The organism is Pseudoalteromonas sp. S408 (assembly GCF_005886645.1).
GTDB lineage: Bacteria > Pseudomonadota > Gammaproteobacteria > Enterobacterales > Alteromonadaceae > Pseudoalteromonas.
This window is the reverse complement of record NZ_PNDY01000011.1, coordinates 192,451-214,900: the sequence shown is the minus strand read 5'-3', so window position 1 is coordinate 214,900 and position 22,450 is coordinate 192,451. Positions and strand designations below refer to the sequence as shown.

The following is a 22,450-nucleotide window of genomic DNA, read 5'->3' as shown; positions in this document are numbered from 1 at the left end:
ACAACATCTTCACACACAATACAGATTCGATTACTGCCAAAGGCAGGTTTTAATATTATGTGGCCGTTGGGAGGGAATAAAAACAGCCCAAACTAGGTCACCACCTAACTTGAACTGTTTTTCACACTGACAACATCTTCACACACAATAAAGATTCGATTACTGCCAAAGGCAGATTTTAATATTATGTGGCCGTTGAAAGGGAATAAAACAGCCCAAATTAAGTCACCACCTAACTTGAACTGTTTTTCACACTGACAACATCTTCACACACAATATAAAGATTCTTTTCTATATTTATATGAGTCATAAAAACTAAATTGGTTTCAAATTTAGTCTCTTTATATAACAACTCATTCGCCATAAATGCTTTCGTTAAACAGACTTTATGTTGTTTCCTAAATTCAAACAAACGATAAAAATAAAACTGATAAGTGAAAAAATTTAAACCATAAAAAAATTAAATAAAAAAGCCAACCTATTGATAATAAGTTAGCTTTTTCATTAATTTTATGTGAATTTTTTATTAATTATACAGCTGAAGAGTAATTATATTTATGCTGAAAAATGATTATTCTTGTGTTTTTCTAAAAGTATCAACTACCCATTTAGCAAACAGATCGAGAGGGTGATTGGCTACATTCGAGTCATGTTGAACCAAGTAATATTTATCTTTTGTTGTTAATGGCTGTTCAAATAACTTATACAACCATTGCTCGTCTAACCAGCTTTGGCTTATTGGTAAAGGTATTAGCGCAATTCCCATACCTTGCTGTGCAGCTCGTGCTACACCAAACATACTATCTATTTGAATAATCTGCGTAGGCGAGAAGTCATCTATGCCTACTTTTTCAGCCCACTGGTGCCAAGCCCAAGGACGCGCTTTATGGAGAATAAGCGGAACTTGGTTTAATGCTTGTAAATCGTTATTTTTCCATTGTTCAAGTAATTTTTTATTACATGCAGGGATGTATTCTAAATTAAACAATTCAGTCACTGCACCCTCCGTTGGCTTACTCGAAGAAAGCACAATAGATAAATCACTATGGCGGGTAAGTTCTTTGCGTGTTTTGAGCGTATCCATTTGTAAATTTATATTTGGATGCTGAGTAGTCCACTCACTTAATTTTGGCATCAGCAATTCGCTGGCAAAAAATTCTGGCAGAGTAATTGTGATATTCGTGTTTTGTTGTAATTGACTAAACTCGTTAATGGTTCCCTCTAGCATGGTAATAATAGGGGAGATCGCATCAAAAAAGTTTTTTCCAGCCGTAGTTAGGCTTATAGAGCGAGTTTTACGATGAAATAGCTCTATACCAAGTTGTTCTTCTAATTGTTTTATTTGGTGGCTTACCGCCGACGGCGTTAAGTACAGCTCATTAGCTGCATGCTTAAAACTTAGGCTTCTTGCTGCAAAGCAAAAAGAACGAAGACCACGAATAGGAGTTTGCATGTGTTCCAGTATTTAATTGTTAGGATTGCCTGTATAGGCAAAAATCGAACCAGATGTTATTTGCCAATATTATCAATAACTTAATTTTATTGATAGAGTAACTTCACAAATTTGGTGCATCACAACGACAAAATAGTGCAATAACTCTAGCCAAATAACACAGTATCTATGCATCTACTATAGATAAAATTTCATTAAACGTGTATTAATTAACCAAAAAAATAACATTGAGGACAAAAAAAATCCCTCTTACGAGGGATTTTGGGTAACTCAGCGCCATTGGCACTGGGAATGAGGTCGGTACAGGGTGAAACTAAATAAGCTAAGCTTATAAAACCATTTCTGGTACTTCACCGTCAACAAGTAATTTACCTGCTGTTTTACTAATGATTTCATCTACAGATACACCTGGTGCACGCTCTATAAGATGGAATGCGCCGTCTTTAACTTCTAAAACGGCTAAATCTGTTACTATCTTTTTCACACAATTAACACCGGTTAGCGGTAAACTGCATGACTCTAGTAACTTAGACTCACCATGCTTGCTAGCATGAGTCATTGTAACTATTATATTTTTTGCGCCAGCAACTAGGTCCATTGCGCCACCCATGCCCTTAATGAGCTTTTTTGGGATCATCCAAGATGCAATGTTTCCATTTTGGTCTACTTCAAATGCACCTAGAACGGTTAAGTCTACATGACCACCCCGTATCATGGCAAAACTATCTGCACTATTAAATATGGCGGCACCTGTGGCTGCTGTCACGGTTTCTTTACCCGCATTAATCATATCAGCATCAAGTTCTGCTTTAGTCGGGTATTGACCCATTCCTAGCAGGCCATTTTCTGACTGTAGCATAACTTCAATATCATCAGGTACATAGTTTGCGACGAGTGTCGGAATTCCTATGCCCAAATTAACGTAGTAGCCATCTTGTAGCTCTTGCGCAACACGCATTGCAACTTGTTCACGTGATAATGCCATTTTTATGCTCCTGCTTAATCTCGTGTTGTTACACGTTCAATGCGTTTTTCAAAGTTGCCTTTGATCACGCGATTTACATAAATACCAGGGGTATGGATTTGGCTTGGTTCAAGCTCACCTGGCTCAACGATTTCTTCCACTTCTGCCACCGTAATTTTACCTGCAGTTGCAGCCATTGGGTTAAAGTTCATTGCGGTATGTCTAAATACTAGGTTTCCATAGCGGTCAGCCTTCCATGCTTTAACAATGGCAAACTCGCCAGTGATCGACTCTTCTAAAATGTATGGGCGGCCATCAAATTCTTTTACGTCTTTGCCCTCAGCTATTGGAGTACCGTAACCGGTGGCGGTGTAAAACGCAGGAATACCCGCGCCGCCGGCTCGCATTTTTTCAGCAAGTGTACCTTGAGGTGTTAGCTCAACATCTATTTCACCACTTAGTAATTGCTGCTCAAATAGGGCGTTTTCGCCTACATACGAGGCAATCACTTTTTTTATTTGTTTGTCTTGCAATAAAATGCCTAAACCAAAATCATCAACACCACAGTTGTTTGATACAACGGTCAACTCTTTTGTGTTCATCTTTTTAATTTGCTTTATTAACCCTTCAGGTATTCCACATAAACCAAAACCACCGGCGATAATGGTATCACCGTCTTTTAATCCTTCCATTGCAGCTTCGTAGCTTGCAACTACCTTATCAAAACCGGCCATGAGTCTCTCCTCATTGTGTGTTATTTGTTGTTAATCATCATCTCATAAGATAGCTATTTAACCTGAACTCTGGTTAAGAGATTTACTAACATATGAATTAGGGTGATATTTAAGTTTATTTTCTCTAGTCAGAGATTTTCAGTGAAAACAAGGCGAATTTACGCGTCAATAGCTGGCCTATTGCAAGTAAATTCAACGCAGTTAGTGCTGAAAATAGCTGCTAGAGATAGATTTATTATCCAGAGCTCAGGTTATTTTGTGTGTAGTGCCACAGATACTTTGCTCACAGGTTGCTTACCAAGTGCTTTAGTTATTTCCCAGCCAGCATCACTTAACCTTTGTAAATCAATTCCGTGTTCAATGCCAAGCCCTTGCAGTAAGTAAACTACATCTTCGGTGGCAACATTTCCTGACGCACCTTTAGCATATGGGCACCCACCAAGGCCCGCAACTGCCGCGTCAACCGTTGAAATGCCTAGGCTTAGTGCTGCGTAAATATTTGTAAGCGCTTGTCCGTAGGTATCATGAAAATGCACTGCAAGCTTGCTGCTATCTATATGCATCAATAGTAATTCTATAAGTTGAGTTACTTTTTTTGCTGTGCCAACACCAATGGTGTCTCCAAGGCTTACCTCGTAACAGCCCAAATCTAATAGCTTTTGTGTTACGTCAAGCACAGCCTTGGGGTCTATGTCTCCTTCGTAAGGACACCCAACTACACAGCTTACGTAACCACGAACACGAATATTGTGCTGTCTTGCAAAATTCATCACTTCACTGAAACGCGTGATACTTTCGTCAATTGAGCAGTTGATATTTTTATTACAAAACGACTCGCTAGCGGCGGTAAAAATTGCAAATTCCTTAATACCAGTACTATGGGCCGCGTGCGCACCTTTTAAATTAGGTGTTAGTGCACTTAAATTAACATTTGGTAAGTCAAGTGCGTTAATAACATCTGCTGAGTCAGCCATTTGTGGCACCCACTTAGGGGATACAAATGCACCGGCCTCTATATCTTTTAAACCAGCTTGTGCAAGTGCATTAATAAGCAAAATTTTATCTTGAGTGGTGACTATGCTCTCGTTTTGTAGGCCGTCACGCGCACCTACCTCAACAATACGAACTGAGTTAGGAAAGGCGCTCATTAGGCACCTTCCTGAACTGTTGTATCCTCAACAATTGCGAGTAGGGCACCGTGTGATACTAATTCACCTTCACCAAAACAATAGCTTTGTAAAATACCATCATGGGGTGCATTGAGTGTGTATTCCATTTTCATGGCCTCAATAATCACAACAGGATCGCCTTTAGTAATAGTACTCCCAACGCTAACTAAGTGTTTAACCACAGTACCATTGAGTGGTGCAGCTAATGGCAGTGCATCACTTTCGTGTGAACTTATATAATGCTTATTCATTAGCTCAAGTTTGGCTTGCAGTGCTTTATTCATAACAGTGATGGCATCATTACTTTGTGATACATGCGCAATATGCTTATCACCATCAATAAATACAGTACAACCCCCATTGACCACAGTACCTTGAAGGCTAAATACCGTGTTGTTATGGGTAATGTCGTACCCTTTTGCGGTTTTAATTGCACTTAAATGTAAATCTTTAAAGGGTACTTTAATTACGCTTGGAGAATTTAATGTAAATCCGCTAAGTTGCTGCCATGGGCTCGCGTTCTTTTCCTCAGCGTGTTTGTTATTTAATGAACACAAATACGCAAATGCGCCAATTAGCTCGCTAGATTGCACAAGCGTATTATTAACAGCAACTAACGAGTCGCCTTGTTCTGCGATAAAGTGTGTACTCGGTGCGCTTTTATTAAAAGTAGGGTGCTGAGCTAAGTTATTTAAAAAACCAATGTTGGTGCTAAAACCAGCTAGGTGAAACTGCTCGAGCGCTTGGCGTAAGCGCCCTAATGCTTGTTCGCGGCTATCATCATGGACTATGAGTTTAGCAATCATCGGGTCGTAATATGGGCTAATTTCATCCCCTTGCGCAATGCCTGTATCAATACGTACAAACTCATTTTGGTTTGGAGTATGCATCGCCTCAATCGTACCTGAGCAAGGTATAAAATCATTAGCAGGATCTTCGGCATAAATTCGCGCTTCAAAACTATGACCCTGTAACTGAATATCTTCTTGGGCTAAAGGAAGTGGAAGTCCGCCAGCAATATTTATTTGCCAGTTTACTAAATCAACGCCCGTAACCATTTCAGTGACAGGGTGCTCAACTTGAAGGCGCGTATTCATTTCCATAAAGAAAAACTCATCGCCACACAATAAAAACTCAACAGTACCAGCGCCGCGGTAATTGATAGCCAGTGCACAACGCACTGCAGCTTCGCCCATTTCTTTTCGTAGTGCACTACTTAAACCCGGGGCAGGGGCTTCTTCAATTACTTTTTGATGACGACGTTGTAAAGAGCAATCTCTATCCCCTAAATAAACGCAGTTACCGTGGTTATCTGCAAATACCTGCACTTCAACGTGGCGAGGTTGGTTAACATAGCGCTCTAGTAGTACTAAGTCGTTACCAAATCCGGCAATGGCTTCACGCTGTGCACCTTCAAGAGCGCTTATAAAGTCACTTGCTTTTTCAACAACGCGCATTCCTTTACCACCGCCACCAAATGCGGCTTTAATAAGTACAGGGTAGCCAATTTTTTCAGCTTCACTTTGCAAAAAACGAGGGTCTTGATTGTCGCCATAATAACCCGGTACTAACGGTACATTGGCTGCTGCCATTATTTCTTTAGCGCGGGTTTTTGACCCCATGGCTTCAATGCTGCTAGCTAAAGGGCCAATAAACGCAATATTGTTTGCTTCGCACGCTTTAGCAAATTCACTGTTTTCTGATAAAAAGCCATAACCAGGGTGAATACAATCGGCGCCACTATTTTTAGCTACTTGCAAAATTTTATCGGTTACAAGGTACGAGTCTTTACTTGGAGCAGGGCCAATGTAGTAGGCCTCATCAGCCATTTTTACGTGTTGAGCATTTTTATCAGCGTCTGAGTAAACAGCAACAGTGGTTAACCCCATCTGCTTTGCACTTCTCATAATGCGACACGCAATTTCTCCACGATTGGCAATGAGTATTTTTTTTAATGCTTGTGTGTTCATAATTAATCCTACAGTTGCCATTGTGGTGGGCGTTTATCAAAAAAGGCACTCAAGCCTTCTTGGCCTTCTTCAGATACGCGTATGTTTGCAATCCGCTCGGCAGTAAGCTCAATAAGCTTGTCATTAATCGGTTTGTTAGCTACATCGTTAATTAAAGCTTTCGCAGCTTTAACTGCAACTGGGCCGTTATCAATGAGTGTTTGAAGCATATTGTCCAGTGCACACTCCAAGTTCCCCGTTACTTGATGAACTAATCCAAGCTGTTTAGCGGTATGCGCGTCAAACACTTCGGCAGTTAAAAAGTATCTGCGTGCAGCACGCTCACCTATGGCTTTTATTACATAAGGGCTAATAACTGCAGGAATAAGTCCAAGCTTCACTTCACTTAAGCAAAATTGTGCATCGTCTTTACTAAGGGCAATATCACAACAGGCTATTAAACCTAATGCGCCACCAAATGCCGCGCCTTGCACAGCACATACCGTAGGGTGTGGGCTTGTAGCTAATACTTGCATTAGTTTTGCAAGTTGCATCGAATCAGCAAGGTTATCAGCATAATCATTGTCAGCCATGGACTTCATCCATGCTAAGTCAGCGCCTGCTGAGAAGTGTTTACCTTCTGTTTTTAAAACTAATGCTCTAATATCAAGCGTATTAGCATGTTCAATACATTGAATTAATTCGTGTATTACTTCGCTATTAAATGCGTTTCTTTTTTCAGGGCGGCTTAAAACAAGTACAGCCACATTAGATTTTGTTATTTGTAGTGTTACTGACATTTACTGCGCTCCGTTACATTCTAAATACGCCAAATTGAGATTCTTTCGCTGGTGCATTTTTAGCAGCCGACAATGCAAGCCCTAGTACGTTACGTGTGTCGGCTGGGTCAATAATGCCATCGTCCCACAAACGCGCGCTGGCATAATAAGGATGGCCTTGCTCTTCGTACTGGTCGATAATTGGCTTTTTAAATTCGCTAATTTGCTCATCGGTCATACTTTGGCCTTTGCGTTCTAAGCCGTCTTGCTTAACTTGGGCCATAACACCAGCTGCTTGCTCGCCGCCCATTACTGAAATACGTGCATTAGGCCACATCCACATCATGGTTGGTTCGAACGCGCGGCCACACATACCGTAGTTACCCGCGCCATAAGAGCCGCCAATTAATACTGTGAATTTTGGAACGTCAGCACACGATACTGCCATAACCATTTTTGCGCCGTGCTTAGCAATACCTTCTGCTTCGTACTTTTTACCCACCATAAAACCAGTAATGTTTTGCAAAAATACCAGTGGGATATTGCGTTGTGCACACAGTTGAATAAAGTGAGCGCCTTTTTGTGCTGACTCACTAAATAAAATGCCATTATTAGCGACTATGCCAACAGGGTTGCCGTAAATGCTAGCAAAGCCCGTTACGAGTGTTTCGCCAAAGTAGCGTTTAAATTCATCAAACGATGAATCATCAACCGTTCGGGCAATGACTTCGCGTACGTCAAATGGTTTTTTAAGATCGGTACCCACAATGCCGTACAGTTCATTTATATCGTACCGAGGCGCTTTTATATCTTTTAATAACGGCGAAGTAGGGCGTGTATAGTTAATACGCTCAATACATTGGCGTGCAATAGACAGCGCATGCTCGTCGTTTTCGGCAAAGTGATCAGCTACCCCTGATGTTTTACAATGAACGTCTGCACCACCAAGTTCTTCAGCCGTTACCTCTTCACCTGTTGCCGCTTTAACAAGCGGGGGACCTGCTAAAAATATCGTGCCTTGCTCTTTAACAATAATGCTTTCATCTGCCATAGCAGGTACGTACGCACCACCTGCGGTACATAATCCCATTACAACAGCAATTTGTGGAATGCCTTTGCCTGACATACGCGCTTGGTTGTAAAAAATACGCCCAAAATGTAACTTATCAGGAAATACATCATCTTGTTCAGGCAGGTTTGCACCACCAGAGTCTACAAGATAAATACATGGCAAATGGCATCGCTCTGCAATATCTTGCGCTCGTAAATGCTTTTTAACTGTAAGCGGAAAGTAGGTGCCGCCTTTAACCGTCGCATCGTTTGCAATGATCATGCATTCAATACCTTTTACACGGCCAATACCAGCTACGACACCTGCACACGGGATAGCTTGCTCATATACGCCAAATGCCGCAAATTGAGAAACTTCTAAAAATGGTGAACCTTCGTCAATTAATGTACTTATACGGTCTCGTACAAATAATTTACCGCGGCCTTCATGGCGCTCTTTTAAAGCAGCGCCACCACCTAAACTAATTGTTGCTACTTTATCGCGTAAATCATCCACCAGCATCGACATGTTTTTATGATTTTGCACAAAAGTAGGATCGTGTGGATTTACGCTCGATTTTAAAATCGTCATAATCTAATCCTTAGCGGCTTTCAGTGAATAGTTCGCGGCCAATTAGCATGCGGCGAATTTCAGACGTGCCGGCACCAATTTCATATAATTTAGCGTCACGTAGTAATCGGCCCGTTGCGTATTCGTTTATGTATCCGTTACCACCAAGAATTTGAATCGCATCAAGCGCCATTTTGGTTGCAAGCTCAGCGGCGTATAAAATGGCACCCGCGGCATCTTTACGCGTTGTTTCGCCGCGGTCACAGGCTTTAGCTACCGTGTAAACGTATGAACGGGCAGCGTTCATTTGTGTGTACATGTCGGCAACTTTGCCTTGAATAAGCTGGAATTGCCCAATAGGGGTATCAAACTGTTTACGCTCATGAATGTAAGGCACTACTATATCCATACACGCTTGCATAATACCAAGCGGGCCCGCGGCAAGTACAACACGCTCGTAATCTAGACCGCTCATAAGTACTTTTACGCCTTCGTTGAGGTTCCCTAAAATATTTTCTTCTGGTACTTCGCAGTTTTCAAATACTAACTCACAGGTGTTTGAACCACGCATCCCCAATTTGTCGAGCTTTTGCGCTGTAGAAAAACCAGGGAATGTTTTTTCCACAATAAATGCTGTTATGCCTTTAGCGCCGGCGTTTAAATCAGTTTTAGCGTAAATAACCAGAGTGTCTGCATCCGGGCCATTAGTGATCCACATTTTGTTACCGTTTAAAATGTACTTATCGCCTTTTTTCTCAGCTTTAAGTTTCATCGATACCACGTCCGAACCCGCATTTGGCTCGCTCATTGCTAGTGCACCAATATGTTCGCCGCTGATAAGCTTTGGCAGGTACTTTTCTTTTTGCGCTTGGTTACCGTTACGATTAATTTGATTTACACACAGGTTTGAATGTGCGCCATAACTTAAGCCTATAGACGCACTTGCACGGCTAATTTCTTCCATTGCAATTACGTGCTCTAAGTAGCCTAAACCAGCACCACCAAACTCTTCAGGCACAGTCATACCTAATACGCCCATTTCGCCCATTTGCGGCCACAGTTGATTTGGAAATGTGTTGTCAATATCGGTCTGTTCAGCAAGCGGCGCAATTTCTTGGCTTGAAAAACTATTTACATGGTCGCGTATCATATCGGCGGTTTCGCCAAGACCAAAGTTCATCTCTTTATAAAGTGAAATAGTGCTCATGATTCATTCCTGTGTGAGTGTGTGTTATCAGTGTGTTTTTGTTTTTAAAATAAACTACTCGTCTATTTTATTAAGTGTGTCTCTGCAGCGTCTTTCCGCGGTAACGAGTTCCATTAAAACAACTTTAATGTCGTCCATTTGTTGCGAAAGGTCGGCCTTTTTCTCTGAAATCAGATCAAGCATTGTGACTAGCTGTTTAGCGCTTGATTTATCAGCGTCATACAATTCAAACAAACGGCCTGTTTCGGCAAGCGTAAAGCCTAAACGTTTACCACGTAATATAAGCTTTAGGCGTACTTTGTCGCGCTTAGAATAAATACGGGTTTGGCCATTACGATCGGGTGATAAAAGCCCTTGGTCTTCGTAAAAGCGTATAGAGCGCGTTGTAATGTCAAACTCTTTAGCTAAATCGCTAATGCTAAAAGTTTGTTCATTACTGGTTGGTATAGTGGCAGAACTTGCAAAGTTTGTTTGATTATCTGGTTTCATAGTTGAATTTACCTCATTCGAATAACTCCAATATAAGTGAAGTTTACGTAAAGGTAAAGTGCTGGCTGATATGAAATAAATACAAATGCGGTGGTTAACAGTAAATGCAATTTAAATAGTTAAATTACAAACATTTATTGTGCGTGGGGGCTGCATTAACTAAAAGTGGCAAAGAAACCTTACAGTTTAAAAAGTATAATTTTAACTGTTTTTAGTTGACGTTAGCGTAAACGTTAGTATTGTGTATGCTTATTAAATAATAATTTAAAACACAATTAATAGAGTAAATATTCTAACAACTATTTACCTTTAAATACAATGGAGTTAGCAATGTCTTTAGAATCAGTGGTAATTGTAGCTGCAAAACGCACGCCTATGGGTGGTTTTATGGGCGCGCTAAGCGATGCTCAGTCTACTGAATTAGGTGCAACGGCTATTGCAAGTGCATTAGCGCAAACCGGATTAAATAGCGACGCAATTGACGAAGTGATTATGGGCTGTGTACTTCCCGCTGGTTTAGGCCAAGCGCCAGCTCGTCAAGCCATGCTTAAAGCAGGTCTCGCACTAAGTACGGGTGCGACTACAATTAACAAAGTTTGCGGTTCAGGACTAAAAGCAGCCATGCTGGCTAACGACTTAATAAAAGCCGGCTCTATACAAACAGCTATTGCTGGTGGTATGGAAAGCATGACCAACGCCCCTTACTTTATTCCAAAAGCGCGTGGCGGTATGCGCATGGGCCACGGTGAAATTAAAGACCATATGATGAGCGATGGCCTCGAAGACGCTTACGATAACAAAGCAATGGGGTGTTTTGCACAAGGCACCGCCGACGAGTATGGCATTGGCCGTGAACAAATGGATAATTTTGCATTAAGTTCGTTAAGTAAAGCGAATGCTGCAATTGAAAACGGCAGCTTTGAAAACGAAATAGCGCCACACATATTACAAACACGAAAAGGCGATGTAACCGTATCGGTTGATGAGCAACCGGGTAATGCACGTCCTGAAAAAATCCCAAGCTTACGTGCCGCATTTAAAAAAGACGGCACAATCACTGCGGCTAACTCATCATCTATTTCAGATGGTGGTGCCGCACTCATACTCATGAGCGAATCAAAAGCCAAGGCTGAGGGCCTAACACCCCTTTGTAGAATTGTTGCTCACAGCACACATTCTCAAAAACCTAGCGAATTTACCGTAGCACCTGTAGGCGCAATGAATAGTGTGCTTGATAAAGCCGGTTGGACAACGGATGACGTTGACCTTTGGGAAATTAATGAAGCGTTTGCCATGGTAACAATGCTTGCTATTAACGAGCTTAAGCTTGACGAAAGCAAAGTGAATGTAAACGGTGGAGCGTGTGCACTTGGCCACCCAATTGGTGCCAGTGGCGCACGTATTTTAGTTACGCTTATTCATGCACTTAAAAATCGTGGCCTTAAAAAAGGGGTTGCTTCTTTATGTATTGGTGGCGGTGAAGCCGTTGCAATGGCAGTAGAAGCTTTCTAAGTACCAATCACATTAAAAATACGCAGCAACATAACAATAATAAAGCTGCGTTATTTTTAAAACTAACACACTAATATAATAGGATTTACCCATGCACCAAGTTCCACTATTAATAGATGGCGAATTTATTAAATCAACTTCCAAAGAGCTAATCGATGTTATAAACCCAGCAAACCAAGAGGTTTTAGCACAGGTTCCTTGTACCACCGATGCAGAAATGGATGCAGCCATTGCTTCAGCCTCTGAAACATTTAAAACATGGAAAGATGTTCCAATCACAGAACGCGCACGCATCATGATGAAATACGCTGCGCTTTTAAAAGAACACCATGACGAGCTAGCCACTATTATTTGTCACGAATTAGGCAAAACCTTTGAAGATGCAAAAGGCGATGTATGGCGTGGTATAGAAGTTGTAGAACAAGCTGCAAATGCGCCTTCGCTGATGATGGGCGAAACAATGGAAAACGTAGCGCGTAAAATCGATACGTATTCATACATGCAACCATTAGGTGTGTGTGCGGGTGTTACGCCATTTAACTTTCCGGCGATGATCCCACTTTGGATGTTTCCGCTGGCAATTGTGTGTGGTAACACATTTATATTAAAACCATCAGAGCAAGACCCTCTAACACCAATGCGCTTAGCTGAACTATTTATTGAAGCGGGTGCACCTAAAGGCGTACTGCAAATTGTTCATGGTACAAAACCACAAGTAGACCGCTTATTAGAAGATAAAGCCGTTCGTGCTATTTCGTTTGTAGGTTCGTGTGGTGTAGGTGCGTACATTTACTCTAAAGGCACACAAAACCTTAAACGTGTACAAGCGTGTGTGGGCGCAAAAAACCATATGGTTATTATGCCTGATGCGAGTAAGTCGCATGTTGTCAATAACTTGGTTGGTGCATCTGTTGGTGCTGCAGGGCAACGTTGTATGGGAATTTCGGTTGCTGTATTTGTTGGTCAAGCGAGTGAATGGGTAGATGAAATAAAAGCAGGCTTTAAAAAAGTACGCCCAGGTTTATGGGACGACAAAGACGCTGCCTACGGACCGCAGACATCAAAAGCGGCAAAAGAGCGCATTTTATCACTTATCGAAAGCGGTAAAGAACAAGGTGCAACCTGTTTAATAGATGGCTCTCACTTTACAGTAGAAGGTTACGAGCAAGGTAACTGGGTTGGCCCAACTTTATTTACAGACGTTACAAAAGAAATGGACTTATATAAAGAAGAGATTTTTGGTCCTGTTTTAGCGTGTATGTTTGTAGACACATTAGAAGAAGCCATCGCCCTAATTAACGAAAGCCCATATGGCAATGGTACTTCACTATTTACTTCAAGCGGTGCAGTTGCACGTAAATTTCAGCACGAAATTGAAGTTGGCCAAGTGGGTATTAATGTGCCAATTCCGGTGCCACTGCCGTTTTTCTCATTTACGGGTTGGAAAGGCTCTTTTTATGGCGATACTCATACATATGGTAAGCAAGGTATTCGTTTTTACACAGAAACAAAAACCATTACCTCACGTTGGTTTGAAGACGATATCGCTTCAGGGCCTAATATGAGCATTAACTTAAAATAATTAATAATCACACACTAAAAATAATAACAAAGACGGGCGCGAAGGTTTTTCACACACACATAAATAAGCCTTCGCCGCTCTTCACTCACAATCCCGTTACGGGAAAACTGACAACACACAACTAAAGAGGTCTACCATGGACTTTAACTTATCAGAAGACCAACAAGCCTTTGCACAAACTGCTCGCCAATTTTCCGAGTCAGAGCTTGCACCTCATGCGGCTAAATGGGATCGCGAGCATATTTTTCCTAAAGACACAATTAAAGCAGCCGGAGAATTAGGCTTTTGTGGTTTATACACACCAGAAGAAGCCGGTGGCCTTGGTTTATCACGTTTAGACTCAAGCATTATTTTTGAGCAGCTTGCGCTAGGCTGTACGGCAACTACCGCCATGCTTACTATTCATAATATGGCTACGTGGATGGTTGCCAGTTTTGGTACCGACGCAATAAAAGATCAATACGTAGAACAATTAGTAATGGGTGAGTTATTAGCATCATACTGTTTAACCGAGCCAGGGTCAGGCTCAGACGCTGCATCACTTAAAACCAAAGCAGTACGCGATGGCGACGAGTACGTTATTAACGGCTCTAAAATGTTTATATCGGGCGCGGGCGAAACAGAAGTGCTCGTTGTAATGGCGCGTACTGGTGGCGAAGGCGCTGCGGGTATTTCTGCGTTTGTAGTACCTGCTGATGCAAAAGGTGTTGAATATGGCAAAGCAGAAGAAAAAATGGGTTGGAATGCACAGCCTACACGCTTAATTAGCTTTGAAGATGTGCGTATTCCCGCACATAACTTACTAGGGGCTGAAGGCGAAGGTTTTAAGTTTGCAATGCAAGGCCTTGATGGCGGGCGAATTAACATTGCCACCTGCTCAATTGGTACAGCACAGGCCGCTTTAAATACAGCACGCGAATATTTAAAAGAACGCTCACAATTTGGTAAACCGCTGGCTGCTTTTCAAGCGTTACAATTTAAAATTGCTGATATGAATACAGAGCTTGTAGCTGCTCGCCAAATGGTAAGGCTTGCGGCATTTAAACTTGATACGGGCGACAGCGAAAAAACCACCTATTGTGCCATGGCAAAACGGTTTGCAACCGATGTTGGCTTTACAGTTTGTAATGAAGCGCTTCAAATACATGGTGGTTACGGTTACATAAAAGAATACCCATTAGAGCGCCACGTACGTGACGTGCGCGTACATCAAATACTGGAAGGCACAAACGAAATAATGCGTGTGATTATAGCGCGCCGAATTTTAGCTGAGTCTGCAAGCGAAATTTTATAAGGAGCACGGTATGTCTGAATCAAAACCAAGTATTGAGTTAACCACCCAAGGCCATGTTGCTATTTTAACTATGTCTAACCCGCCAGCGAATACCTGGACAAAAGACACGTTAATTGATTTAAAAAATAAAGTTACTGCGCTTAATAATGATAAAAATATTTATGCGTTAGTACTAACCGGTGAAGGCGAGAAGTTTTTTAGCGCAGGCGCCGACCTTAATGTATTTGCCAGTGGCGATAAAGGCATCGCTGCAGACATGTCACGTGTATTTGGCGAAGCATTTGAAGCATTGACTAACTTTAGAGGTGTGTCGGTTGCAGCAATAAACGGGTATGCCATGGGCGGCGGTTTAGAGGTCGCTTTAGCGTGTGATATACGCATTGCTGAACAACAAGCACAAATGGCACTCCCTGAAGCAAAAGTCGGTTTATTACCGTGTGCGGGTGGCACCCAAAATCTCGCTTGGTTAGTTGGCGAAGGCTGGGCAAAGCGTATGATTTTATGTGGCGAGCGATTAAAAGCTGATAAAGCATTACACATTGGTTTAGTCGAAGAGGTTGTTGGCCAAGGTGAGAGTTTTTCTGCTGCGCTTAATCTTGCAAACCTAGTGAGTGAGCAAAGCCCTAGCTCGGTTGCGGCATGTAAAACATTGATTCAAAAAGGGCGCCACCAACCCATGGCGAGCGTTTTACCATTTGAGCGCGAACTGTTTGTTGGTTTATTTGATACTGACGATCAAAAAGAAGGCGTTAATGCCTTTTTAGAAAAACGAAAAGCAAAATGGGTCAATGGCTAATGAGTAATTTAACCTTATTAAATAAAGCGGATGATTCGGTACTTTTTGAGACGGCAACCGCGGCCAATGGCCGTTTAATTGGGCTTATTACACTTAATGCACCTAAGTCGTTAAATGCGCTTAATTTTAACATGATCAAATTGATTACCCCTCAACTAAAGGCATGGGCAAACGACGATGCCATCGCAATGGTCATTTTAAAAGGCGCAGGGGACAAAGCGTTTTGCGCAGGTGGCGATGTAGTCAGCTTATATCATGCAATGGCACAAGGTGAGCCCACAAGTTTAGTTGAAGATTTCTTTACACAAGAATATAAGCTTGACTACCTAATACACACCTACGCTAAACCTATTCTTGTTTGGGGTAACGGCATTGTAATGGGCGGCGGATTAGGGCTAATGGCTGGCGCAAGCCACCGTGTTGTTACCGAAACTTCACGTATAGCCATGCCTGAACAAACAATAGGGTTATACCCCGATGTTGGCGGTAGCCATTTTTTGCACAACATGCCTAAATGTGTTGGCTTGTTTTTAGGATTAACGTCAGCGTCTATTAATTGCGATGATGCATGTTTTGTATCGCTTGCCGATCACTTTATCGACAGCAGTCTATATAACACTATGCTAAATACTATTTTAGCTACCAGCTGGGCTACTACTGCAAGCGACAACCACACGGTATTAACTAATTTATTAAATCAGTTAAATGCGCAGTCTGCAGATATGCCAAAAGGCAACGTTAAGGCTAATTTAGACACCATTCAACAGTTAGGTGATTTAAGTACTTTACAACAACAAGTAGATTACTTATTAAATTTAAACACCGACGATAAGTGGTTGCAACGTGCACAAAAATCGTTAAAACATGGTTGCCCACTAAGTTGTGCGTTAGTCAGTGAGCAACTAAAAGCAAGTAAAGATAAAAGCCTTTTAGATTGTTTTAAAATGGAACTAGGTATGTCGGTTAGAGCCGGTGAAGTTGGCGAATTTCAAGAAGGCGTAAGAGCGCTATTAATAGATAAAGACGGCGCGCCTAATTGGCAATACAAAACACTTAGTGATGTACCACAAACAATAATAGAGAGCTTTTTTGCTAACAGATTTGGCGAAAACCACCCACTTGATGACCTAGACACGGCAACACAAAAATAAAGGAAAGACGATGAGTAAACTTAACATTGGTTTTATCGGTTTAGGAAATATGGGCGGCCCAATGGCGGCTAACTTAATTAAAGCCAGCCACAGTGTTACGGCATTCGATTTAAACCAGTCGGTCTTAAATGAACTTGCAAGCAAAGGTGCACACGTAGCTGAAAATGCAAAAGCATGCGCAACCAATGCCGATATACTTATTAGTATGTTGCCAGCGGGCAAGCATGTTAAATCGCTTTATTTAGGCAATAACGACGATAGCGGCTTGATTAATGTGCTTAGTAAAAACACCTTAGTGATTGATTGCTCCACAATAGATGCAGAGTCGGCCCGTGTGGTTGGCAGCGCACTTGGCGAGCAGGGCATTAGCTTTGTAGATGCACCAGTATCAGGCGGTGTTGCAGGTGCAGCGGCTGGCACGTTGACCTTTATTGTTGGTGGTGAACAAACAGCATTTGAAAAAGCACACACCGTATTGGTAGATATGGGTAAAAACATATTTCATGCAGGCGATATTGGTGCAGGCCAAGTTGCTAAAATATGCAACAACATGCTGCTTAGCATATTAATGGCAGGCACAAGTGAAGCAATTCAAATGGGTATTAACAATGGGTTAGATCCAAAAGTACTTAGCGACATTATGACCGCAAGTTCTGGTCGTAACTGGACGCTTGAGCTTTATAATCCGTGTCCTGATGTAATGGAAACAGCACCGGCTAGTAATAATTATAAGCCAGGCTTTATGGTCGATTTAATGGCAAAAGACTTAGGCCTTGCCATGGAAGCCGCACAGCAAAGTAATTCATCAACCCCTATGGGTTCTATGGCAAAAAACTTGTACACCATGCTCCAGCACCAAGGTGCAGGCAGTGATGATTTTAGTGCCATATTTAAATTGTTTTCAAAGTAGGAAAGTATTGTGGAAATCAAAAATAATACCGTCGTTATTACCGGTGGCGCACAAGGTTTAGGTTTTGCAATGGCGCAAAAGTTTGCCTTAATGGGCGCTAACATTGCGTTAATTGATATGGCGCAAGATCTATTAAATACAGCGTGCGAGCAGCTAACACAGCTTGAAGGTGTATCTGGCACTATAAAAGGCTACGCTGCAAACGTAACCGCAGAGAGCGAAGTAGAAAACGTATTTAATACCATCAACAACGACTTTGGCTACATTGGTGTACTTATTAACAACGCCGGCATTTTACGCGATGGCATGTTTATAAAAGCCAAAGACGGCAAAGTGGTTAAAAAAATGTCGCTTGATCAATTTCAATCAGTGATTGATGTAAACCTCACTGGCGTATTTTTGGCAGGGCGCGAAGCTGCAAGCCACATGATAGAATCAGGTAAAGGCGGGGTAATTGTAAACATGTCGAGCGTAGCGCGTGCGGGTAACATAGGCCAAACAAACTACGCTGCTTCAAAAGCGGGTGTTGTGGCACTCACCACCACATGGGCAAAAGAGCTTGGTCGCTTTGGTATACGCGTGGGCGCAATTGCACCGGGTGTTATTAGCACCGCTATGACCGACGTAATGAAGCCAGAAGCCAAACAACGCATGCTAGCAGTAACACCCGTAGGACGTTTAGGTGAAACAACTGAGATAGCTCATACTGCTCAGTATATTATCGAAAACGACTTTTTCACTGGTCGTGTAGTAGAGATAGACGGCGGTATTCGTTTGTAAACTAATGTTTATAAACGTATGCGTGTTAGGTGATTAAAAAGCACAGCCTTTTGGGTTGTGCTTTTTTTATTTTAAGTTTGGACCTTTATAATCTTAAAAAAAGGGCTAACAACCCGGTTAGCACCTTGTTGTCGTACATGGTATATATTTGCGTAGTCCGCACATCGCTTTGACCTAGTTGTGTTTGTACTGTGTTTATATCAGAGCCCCTTTGCAGCAAATGTGTAGCGAATGAGTGGTGTAAAGTATGGGGGGCAACGTGTTTACTTATATGTGCATCAAAAGCAGCTTTTTTAACCGCGGGTTGTATTTGCTTTTCATCAATATGATGGCGCCTTAATTGCTTACTCTCTGGATCAAGGCTCAGGGCCTGTTTATCTTTCGAAGTTAAATTTGCAGCAGTGTGTTTGGTATTTAGGCAAGGCAGAGTCTATGTAGTGTGGTTATTCCCCATAAATAGGCGATAACGTGGAATAAATGCCAAACATGCGCTGCCCGGAGGGTTCTGCCTAGGGGCAATTTACTATTTATTGCTCAGTTTTTACTTAGCCCACTAGGTTACAAACCTCTCGCCGCTATTAAATAGCCCTAGATTGAACAAATTTTAATCCTGAAAGGTCAACAGGCCCTAGTTTTATAACATGAGAATAAATATTGCCAGCCCAGCTGTTTATTTTGGTTTGGCTATTTTTTCGTAACAAATGCGGCATATACGCACCGCTATACAAAGGGTTTCTAAGATCTAATTGTAGGTAACTATCAACTAATTGTATTTGAGAACGTAATTGCGGTATGAGTTCTGCGGCAAGCGTTACAACACGATTTTTACCTCCTTTTCCATCCCAAATTCGAATGCAGTTATAGTCAATGTCAATATCGTGTACTCGTAAACGCAGTACTTCCATTAAGCGCATACCACTGCCATAAAGTAGTCCACAGGGTAAATAATGCTTTGCTACACAGTGTTTAAATAGTTCTGAAACTTCTGTTTGAGTAAGCACAACAGGTAGCTTTCTTGGGCGTTCACTTTTTACAAAGTTTAATGATAATGAGAGGGGGGTCTTGATTATTTCTTTATATAGGAAGCTTAGCGCATTTAGTGCCTGCGCTTGTGTGCCTTGCGCTACGTTTTGCGAGTTTACTAAATGGTTTAAATATAATTCAACTTGAGTGTCCCCCATAGAGGTTGGGTGCTGCATATTATTAAAGCGGATATAGCCACCTATCCAAAAAAGATAAGCTTCAATAGTGCTCTTTGCATACCGCTTTTTATACATAAGGTCTTTAATCATGGTTAGAAAGGGAGATTTCATAAATGATACTCAACTTTTAAAGCGTACTGTATATATAGACAGTTATTTGTATTATGTCCAATAACATTATTAAAAGTCGTTTTGGTGTATTTTAACGACAATAACTTTACAATATACGTAATCACTTGTTTACATTGAAGTTGTTTAGTGGAATTATTAAGAAATGTAATATACGCCGTTTTGGGGTGTTATAAACCCCCAAAGTGGTGTTCAATAAGCTGTTATATACAAAGGAAGTTTCGGTGTATTTAAAGGGTTTTATATTTACTTGCCTTACGTTCATGTCATTCTCATCTTTTGCGTGTAAGTGCGAGGGACTTGAATTAAATGAGGCTTTTGAAAACTCAAAATCTGTCATGTTAGTCGAAGTTATAAGTCTATCTCTTAAAGAGGCAGAAGATGATAGAGGCGTAGATATTTTCAAAAGAAAACTCATCGAAGCAAAGTTTAATGTAATCGAAAGTTTTAAAAACAATGAACAGGTTAGTTCTGTTGTAACTTCTTCTGGTAATTGCGGTATTCACCTATATCCTGGTCAAAAGTTTGTTTTGTTTGTTCCAAATTCCAGTTACTTTAAAAATTATGTTTCAACTTGCACTGGCTCTTATGGCTACAGAGGAGAGTTAAGCTTTGATGACAAAAGGTTTCGAAAGCTCAAAGAGTTTGTATATAACAACACGTTAAAGCAGGACAAATAACAGTTGGCTTTTGCTCCTGCGTCGCTTATTTTAGCCAACATATTATTTGCCTCTTAACGAGGCGTTATATGTCAAGGAGTGTCTGCCGCAATGTCAGGTTATAAATTTTCAGGTTACGACTTTTGTGGTGGCTATGATGATGGAAGCACCATCTTTATGTTTGTTGATCCAGAGGATGAATCAAAAGGTTTTACTTTATCGTTGAGAGACCATGAAGGATTTGATGATCATGATGAGTTACTTTATGAAGATGAGGGTGATGTGCCAGAAGAGTTAAAAGGTTTAATCCTATCTGAACTTAATCAAGTACTAACCGAGCATAAAGATAATACAGAGGCATGTGGAATTGTTAGTCGTTGCATTGCAGCTATTGGCATATAACACATATGAGCCTTAACTCTGTCAATAGGCATTAGTGTTCTTTTTGACCGTTTTTATAAATTGACGGTCAATTCTAAACCAATAAACAAATTCGTTTACTTCGTCTGTCGATACGGCTGTTAAGCAAGTAGCTTACGGCAAACACAAATAGGGTGCGTTACGCAGTAATCTCTTATTGCGATCTCATCGCAGCCAGGTTTTTCCCATATCCTTTTGGGGTTGCTGGGGCACTAGACATTCATCGGTTAACCTCATCATGGCACTATTCAAGGCGGCTGGTTTCATCATTATGATCCAGTTAGATTAAGGTGCGTAACGCAGTTATCAAGTCAGGTGTAAGCGACTTTGTTTATTGTATTAATGCACGCGTACTGAGCGTCTAATCAAGACAAGTGGCTTAGGTTTGTAGGCATATAATCAGGTTAAACGTTGTTGGTTATTAACTCACCCAATTGATTGATGCTCAGCCTTATATCCAGTTAGATGTTCAGCTCACTCAGTACCGTGACTAACTCTTTAAGAATTTTACTTCATCGAATACCGTCTCTTTTTTAAGCATATAATAAACACAGCGACCAAGCTTATGCGCAAGCGCTGACAGTGCTTTGGCTTTGCTCATTCGTTTTGTAGTTTTTCGAGGTATTTGTTGGCGTTGTGATTGTGACGCAGCAGCAATACAGCGGCTTCGGAGAACGCCCATTTTAGATGTGCGTTGCCAATTTTGTTGCCTTGGGTGCCATAGGTTTTACCGGCAGACTCTGCTTTACATTTGACTAACCGACTATATGAAGCGAACTTTTGTACGCTTGAAAAGCGATTGATGTCACCAATTTCATAAATAATGGTAAGTGCGAGAATGCGGCCTATCCCATTAATTGTTTGCAAGATATTAAGGGGGACAGGATTGTGTTGCTTGGCCATTTGTTCAATATAATGCTCTAAAGGCTTAAGCTCATTGTGGTAGCAATCGAGTATGGCCATGTTTAAATTAATAGAGCGTTGAACAACGGGATCAGGAAAGTAATAACGCATCTTTTCTCTGTCGCAGACGTTCTTTAAATTCACGTTGTGGGCAGGTAAATTGTACTGGCTGGCGGTATTGGCGACATGGGCTTTTAAATCAGCCCCGTGGCGAACAATTTTAGTTCTTCGGCGTAATAAGTCGCGCGTAGCACGCATATCTTTGTCATAGACATAAGCAAGCGGAAAGTTCCCCCCACGGATGAGTTTGGCAATTTTATATGAATCTATTTTATCGTTTTTGGCTTTACCGCCATGAATTGCTTTCATATACAAAGCATGACCGAGGATAAAGTCGATAGTGTGTTCTTTACAAAAATCAGCGACCCAATACCAACAGTGCATGCATTCTACGCCAACCACAATGTCACCGATATACGGTTTTAGTAGTTTTAATAGTGCTTCTGGGTCATCTTTAATTTTCTTGTGAACAAGGATAAGTCCTGTATTATCAATGATACAGACGTAAAGTAATCGGGCGTGTAAATCGATTCCACAATAATATGGATGCATGTTATTGTAAAAGTTCATTGAGCTTTCTCCTGTAAGGTTGGTTGCCTTTTCAGCGTAGCGAATAATCGCGATGCTGGGGAGGAGGCTCAATGAGTATCAAGCTAATTAATAAGGACTAAAAACAGTTTGCTGTTT

At 41.3% G+C, this 22,450-nt stretch carries 19 protein-coding genes and 2 pseudogenes; 9 read left to right on the top strand and 12 right to left on the bottom strand.

The window, feature by feature from the left end:
* Positions 1-571: 571 nt before the first annotated feature.
* From CWB62_RS10845 to CWB62_RS10805, 9 genes are all read right to left on the bottom strand, one after another.
* Positions 572-1,453 carry a LysR family transcriptional regulator gene (locus CWB62_RS10845; protein ID WP_010557395.1) on the bottom strand — a complete coding sequence of 294 codons (882 nt, stop codon included), beginning with the start codon at positions 1,451-1,453 and terminating at the stop codon, positions 572-574.
* A 328-nt stretch (positions 1,454-1,781) separates the two neighbouring features.
* Positions 1,782-2,438: a CoA transferase subunit B gene (locus CWB62_RS10840; protein ID WP_058403973.1), complete on the bottom strand. Its 657-nt coding sequence runs from the start codon at positions 2,436-2,438 to the stop codon at positions 1,782-1,784.
* Between the two features lie 14 nt (positions 2,439-2,452).
* Positions 2,453-3,151 (bottom strand): CoA transferase subunit A, encoded by a 699-nt coding sequence (locus tag CWB62_RS10835; RefSeq protein ID WP_058403974.1) that lies wholly within the window; start codon positions 3,149-3,151, stop codon positions 2,453-2,455.
* Between the two features lie 251 nt (positions 3,152-3,402).
* Positions 3,403-4,299: a hydroxymethylglutaryl-CoA lyase gene (locus CWB62_RS10830; protein ID WP_058403975.1), complete on the bottom strand. Its 897-nt coding sequence runs from the start codon at positions 4,297-4,299 to the stop codon at positions 3,403-3,405.
* Positions 4,299-6,290, bottom strand: coding sequence for an acetyl/propionyl/methylcrotonyl-CoA carboxylase subunit alpha (locus tag CWB62_RS10825; RefSeq protein WP_058403976.1), 1,992 nt, complete (start codon positions 6,288-6,290; stop codon positions 4,299-4,301). Before CWB62_RS10825 ends, CWB62_RS10830 begins: the two co-directional genes overlap by 1 nt.
* An 8-nt stretch (positions 6,291-6,298) precedes the next feature.
* The gene (locus tag CWB62_RS10820; protein WP_058403977.1) at positions 6,299-7,069 is read right to left on the bottom strand and encodes an enoyl-CoA hydratase/isomerase family protein; all 771 of its coding nucleotides are present in this window, start codon (positions 7,067-7,069) and stop codon (positions 6,299-6,301) included.
* A gap of 13 nt (positions 7,070-7,082) precedes the next feature.
* Positions 7,083-8,690 carry a carboxyl transferase domain-containing protein gene (locus tag CWB62_RS10815; RefSeq protein ID WP_138527727.1) on the bottom strand — a complete coding sequence of 536 codons (1,608 nt, stop codon included), beginning with the start codon at positions 8,688-8,690 and terminating at the stop codon, positions 7,083-7,085.
* A 10-nt stretch (positions 8,691-8,700) separates the two neighbouring features.
* Positions 8,701-9,876 carry an isovaleryl-CoA dehydrogenase gene (locus CWB62_RS10810; protein ID WP_058403978.1) on the bottom strand — a complete coding sequence of 392 codons (1,176 nt, stop codon included), beginning with the start codon at positions 9,874-9,876 and terminating at the stop codon, positions 8,701-8,703.
* A 54-nt stretch (positions 9,877-9,930) separates the two neighbouring features.
* A complete protein-coding gene (locus CWB62_RS10805) occupies positions 9,931-10,365 on the bottom strand; it encodes a MerR family transcriptional regulator (protein WP_010557391.1) in 435 nt (144 codons plus the stop codon).
* A gap of 330 nt (positions 10,366-10,695) precedes the next feature.
* Here CWB62_RS10805 and CWB62_RS10800 point away from each other — a divergent pair, with 330 nt between their 5' ends.
* The 7 genes from CWB62_RS10800 to CWB62_RS10770 all read left to right on the top strand — a co-directional run bounded on the left by CWB62_RS10800 (position 10,696) and on the right by CWB62_RS10770 (position 18,390).
* Positions 10,696-11,877 carry a thiolase family protein gene (locus tag CWB62_RS10800; RefSeq protein WP_138527725.1) on the top strand — a complete coding sequence of 394 codons (1,182 nt, stop codon included), beginning with the start codon at positions 10,696-10,698 and terminating at the stop codon, positions 11,875-11,877.
* A gap of 91 nt (positions 11,878-11,968) precedes the next feature.
* A complete protein-coding gene (locus tag CWB62_RS10795; protein ID WP_138527723.1) occupies positions 11,969-13,459 on the top strand; it encodes a CoA-acylating methylmalonate-semialdehyde dehydrogenase in 1,491 nt (496 codons plus the stop codon).
* A gap of 136 nt (positions 13,460-13,595) precedes the next feature.
* A complete protein-coding gene (locus tag CWB62_RS10790; RefSeq protein ID WP_138527721.1) occupies positions 13,596-14,753 on the top strand; it encodes an acyl-CoA dehydrogenase family protein in 1,158 nt (385 codons plus the stop codon).
* A gap of 10 nt (positions 14,754-14,763) precedes the next feature.
* Positions 14,764-15,549, top strand: a complete 786-nt coding sequence (locus tag CWB62_RS10785) for an enoyl-CoA hydratase (RefSeq protein ID WP_138527718.1) — start codon at positions 14,764-14,766, stop codon at positions 15,547-15,549.
* Positions 15,549-16,700: an enoyl-CoA hydratase/isomerase family protein gene (locus CWB62_RS10780; RefSeq protein WP_138527716.1), complete on the top strand. Its 1,152-nt coding sequence runs from the start codon at positions 15,549-15,551 to the stop codon at positions 16,698-16,700. Before CWB62_RS10785 ends, CWB62_RS10780 begins: the two co-directional genes overlap by 1 nt.
* Before the next feature lie 10 nt (positions 16,701-16,710).
* Complete coding sequence (gene mmsB, locus CWB62_RS10775; protein ID WP_138527714.1) at positions 16,711-17,610, top strand: 3-hydroxyisobutyrate dehydrogenase; 900 nt, start codon at positions 16,711-16,713, stop codon at positions 17,608-17,610.
* 9 nt (positions 17,611-17,619) lie between these two features.
* On the top strand, positions 17,620-18,390 hold the full coding sequence (locus tag CWB62_RS10770) for an SDR family oxidoreductase (RefSeq protein ID WP_138527712.1): 771 nt from the start codon (positions 17,620-17,622) through the stop codon (positions 18,388-18,390).
* A gap of 71 nt (positions 18,391-18,461) precedes the next feature.
* On the opposite strand, the pseudogene CWB62_RS10765 reads toward CWB62_RS10770, so the two are convergent.
* Together CWB62_RS10765 and CWB62_RS10760 are read right to left on the bottom strand one after the other, a co-directional pair.
* A pseudogene (locus tag CWB62_RS10765) lies at positions 18,462-18,757 on the bottom strand (tyrosine-type recombinase/integrase); the annotation flags it as partial.
* Positions 18,758-18,968: 211 nt separating this feature from the next.
* Positions 18,969-19,703, bottom strand: a complete 735-nt coding sequence (locus CWB62_RS10760; protein ID WP_249310657.1) for an integron integrase — start codon at positions 19,701-19,703, stop codon at positions 18,969-18,971.
* 281 nt (positions 19,704-19,984) lie between these two features.
* Between CWB62_RS10760 and CWB62_RS10750 the strand changes: the two genes are divergently transcribed.
* Together CWB62_RS10750 and CWB62_RS10745 are read left to right on the top strand one after the other, a co-directional pair.
* Positions 19,985-20,401, top strand: coding sequence for a hypothetical protein (locus CWB62_RS10750; protein ID WP_138527710.1), 417 nt, complete (start codon positions 19,985-19,987; stop codon positions 20,399-20,401).
* A gap of 90 nt (positions 20,402-20,491) precedes the next feature.
* Positions 20,492-20,782, top strand: a complete 291-nt coding sequence (locus CWB62_RS10745; protein WP_138527708.1) for a hypothetical protein — start codon at positions 20,492-20,494, stop codon at positions 20,780-20,782.
* Positions 20,783-21,290: 508 nt separating this feature from the next.
* Here the strand turns inward: CWB62_RS10745 and CWB62_RS10740 are convergent.
* Positions 21,291-22,333, bottom strand: a pseudogene (locus CWB62_RS10740) (IS110 family RNA-guided transposase).
* Positions 22,334-22,450: the final 117 nt, after the last annotated feature.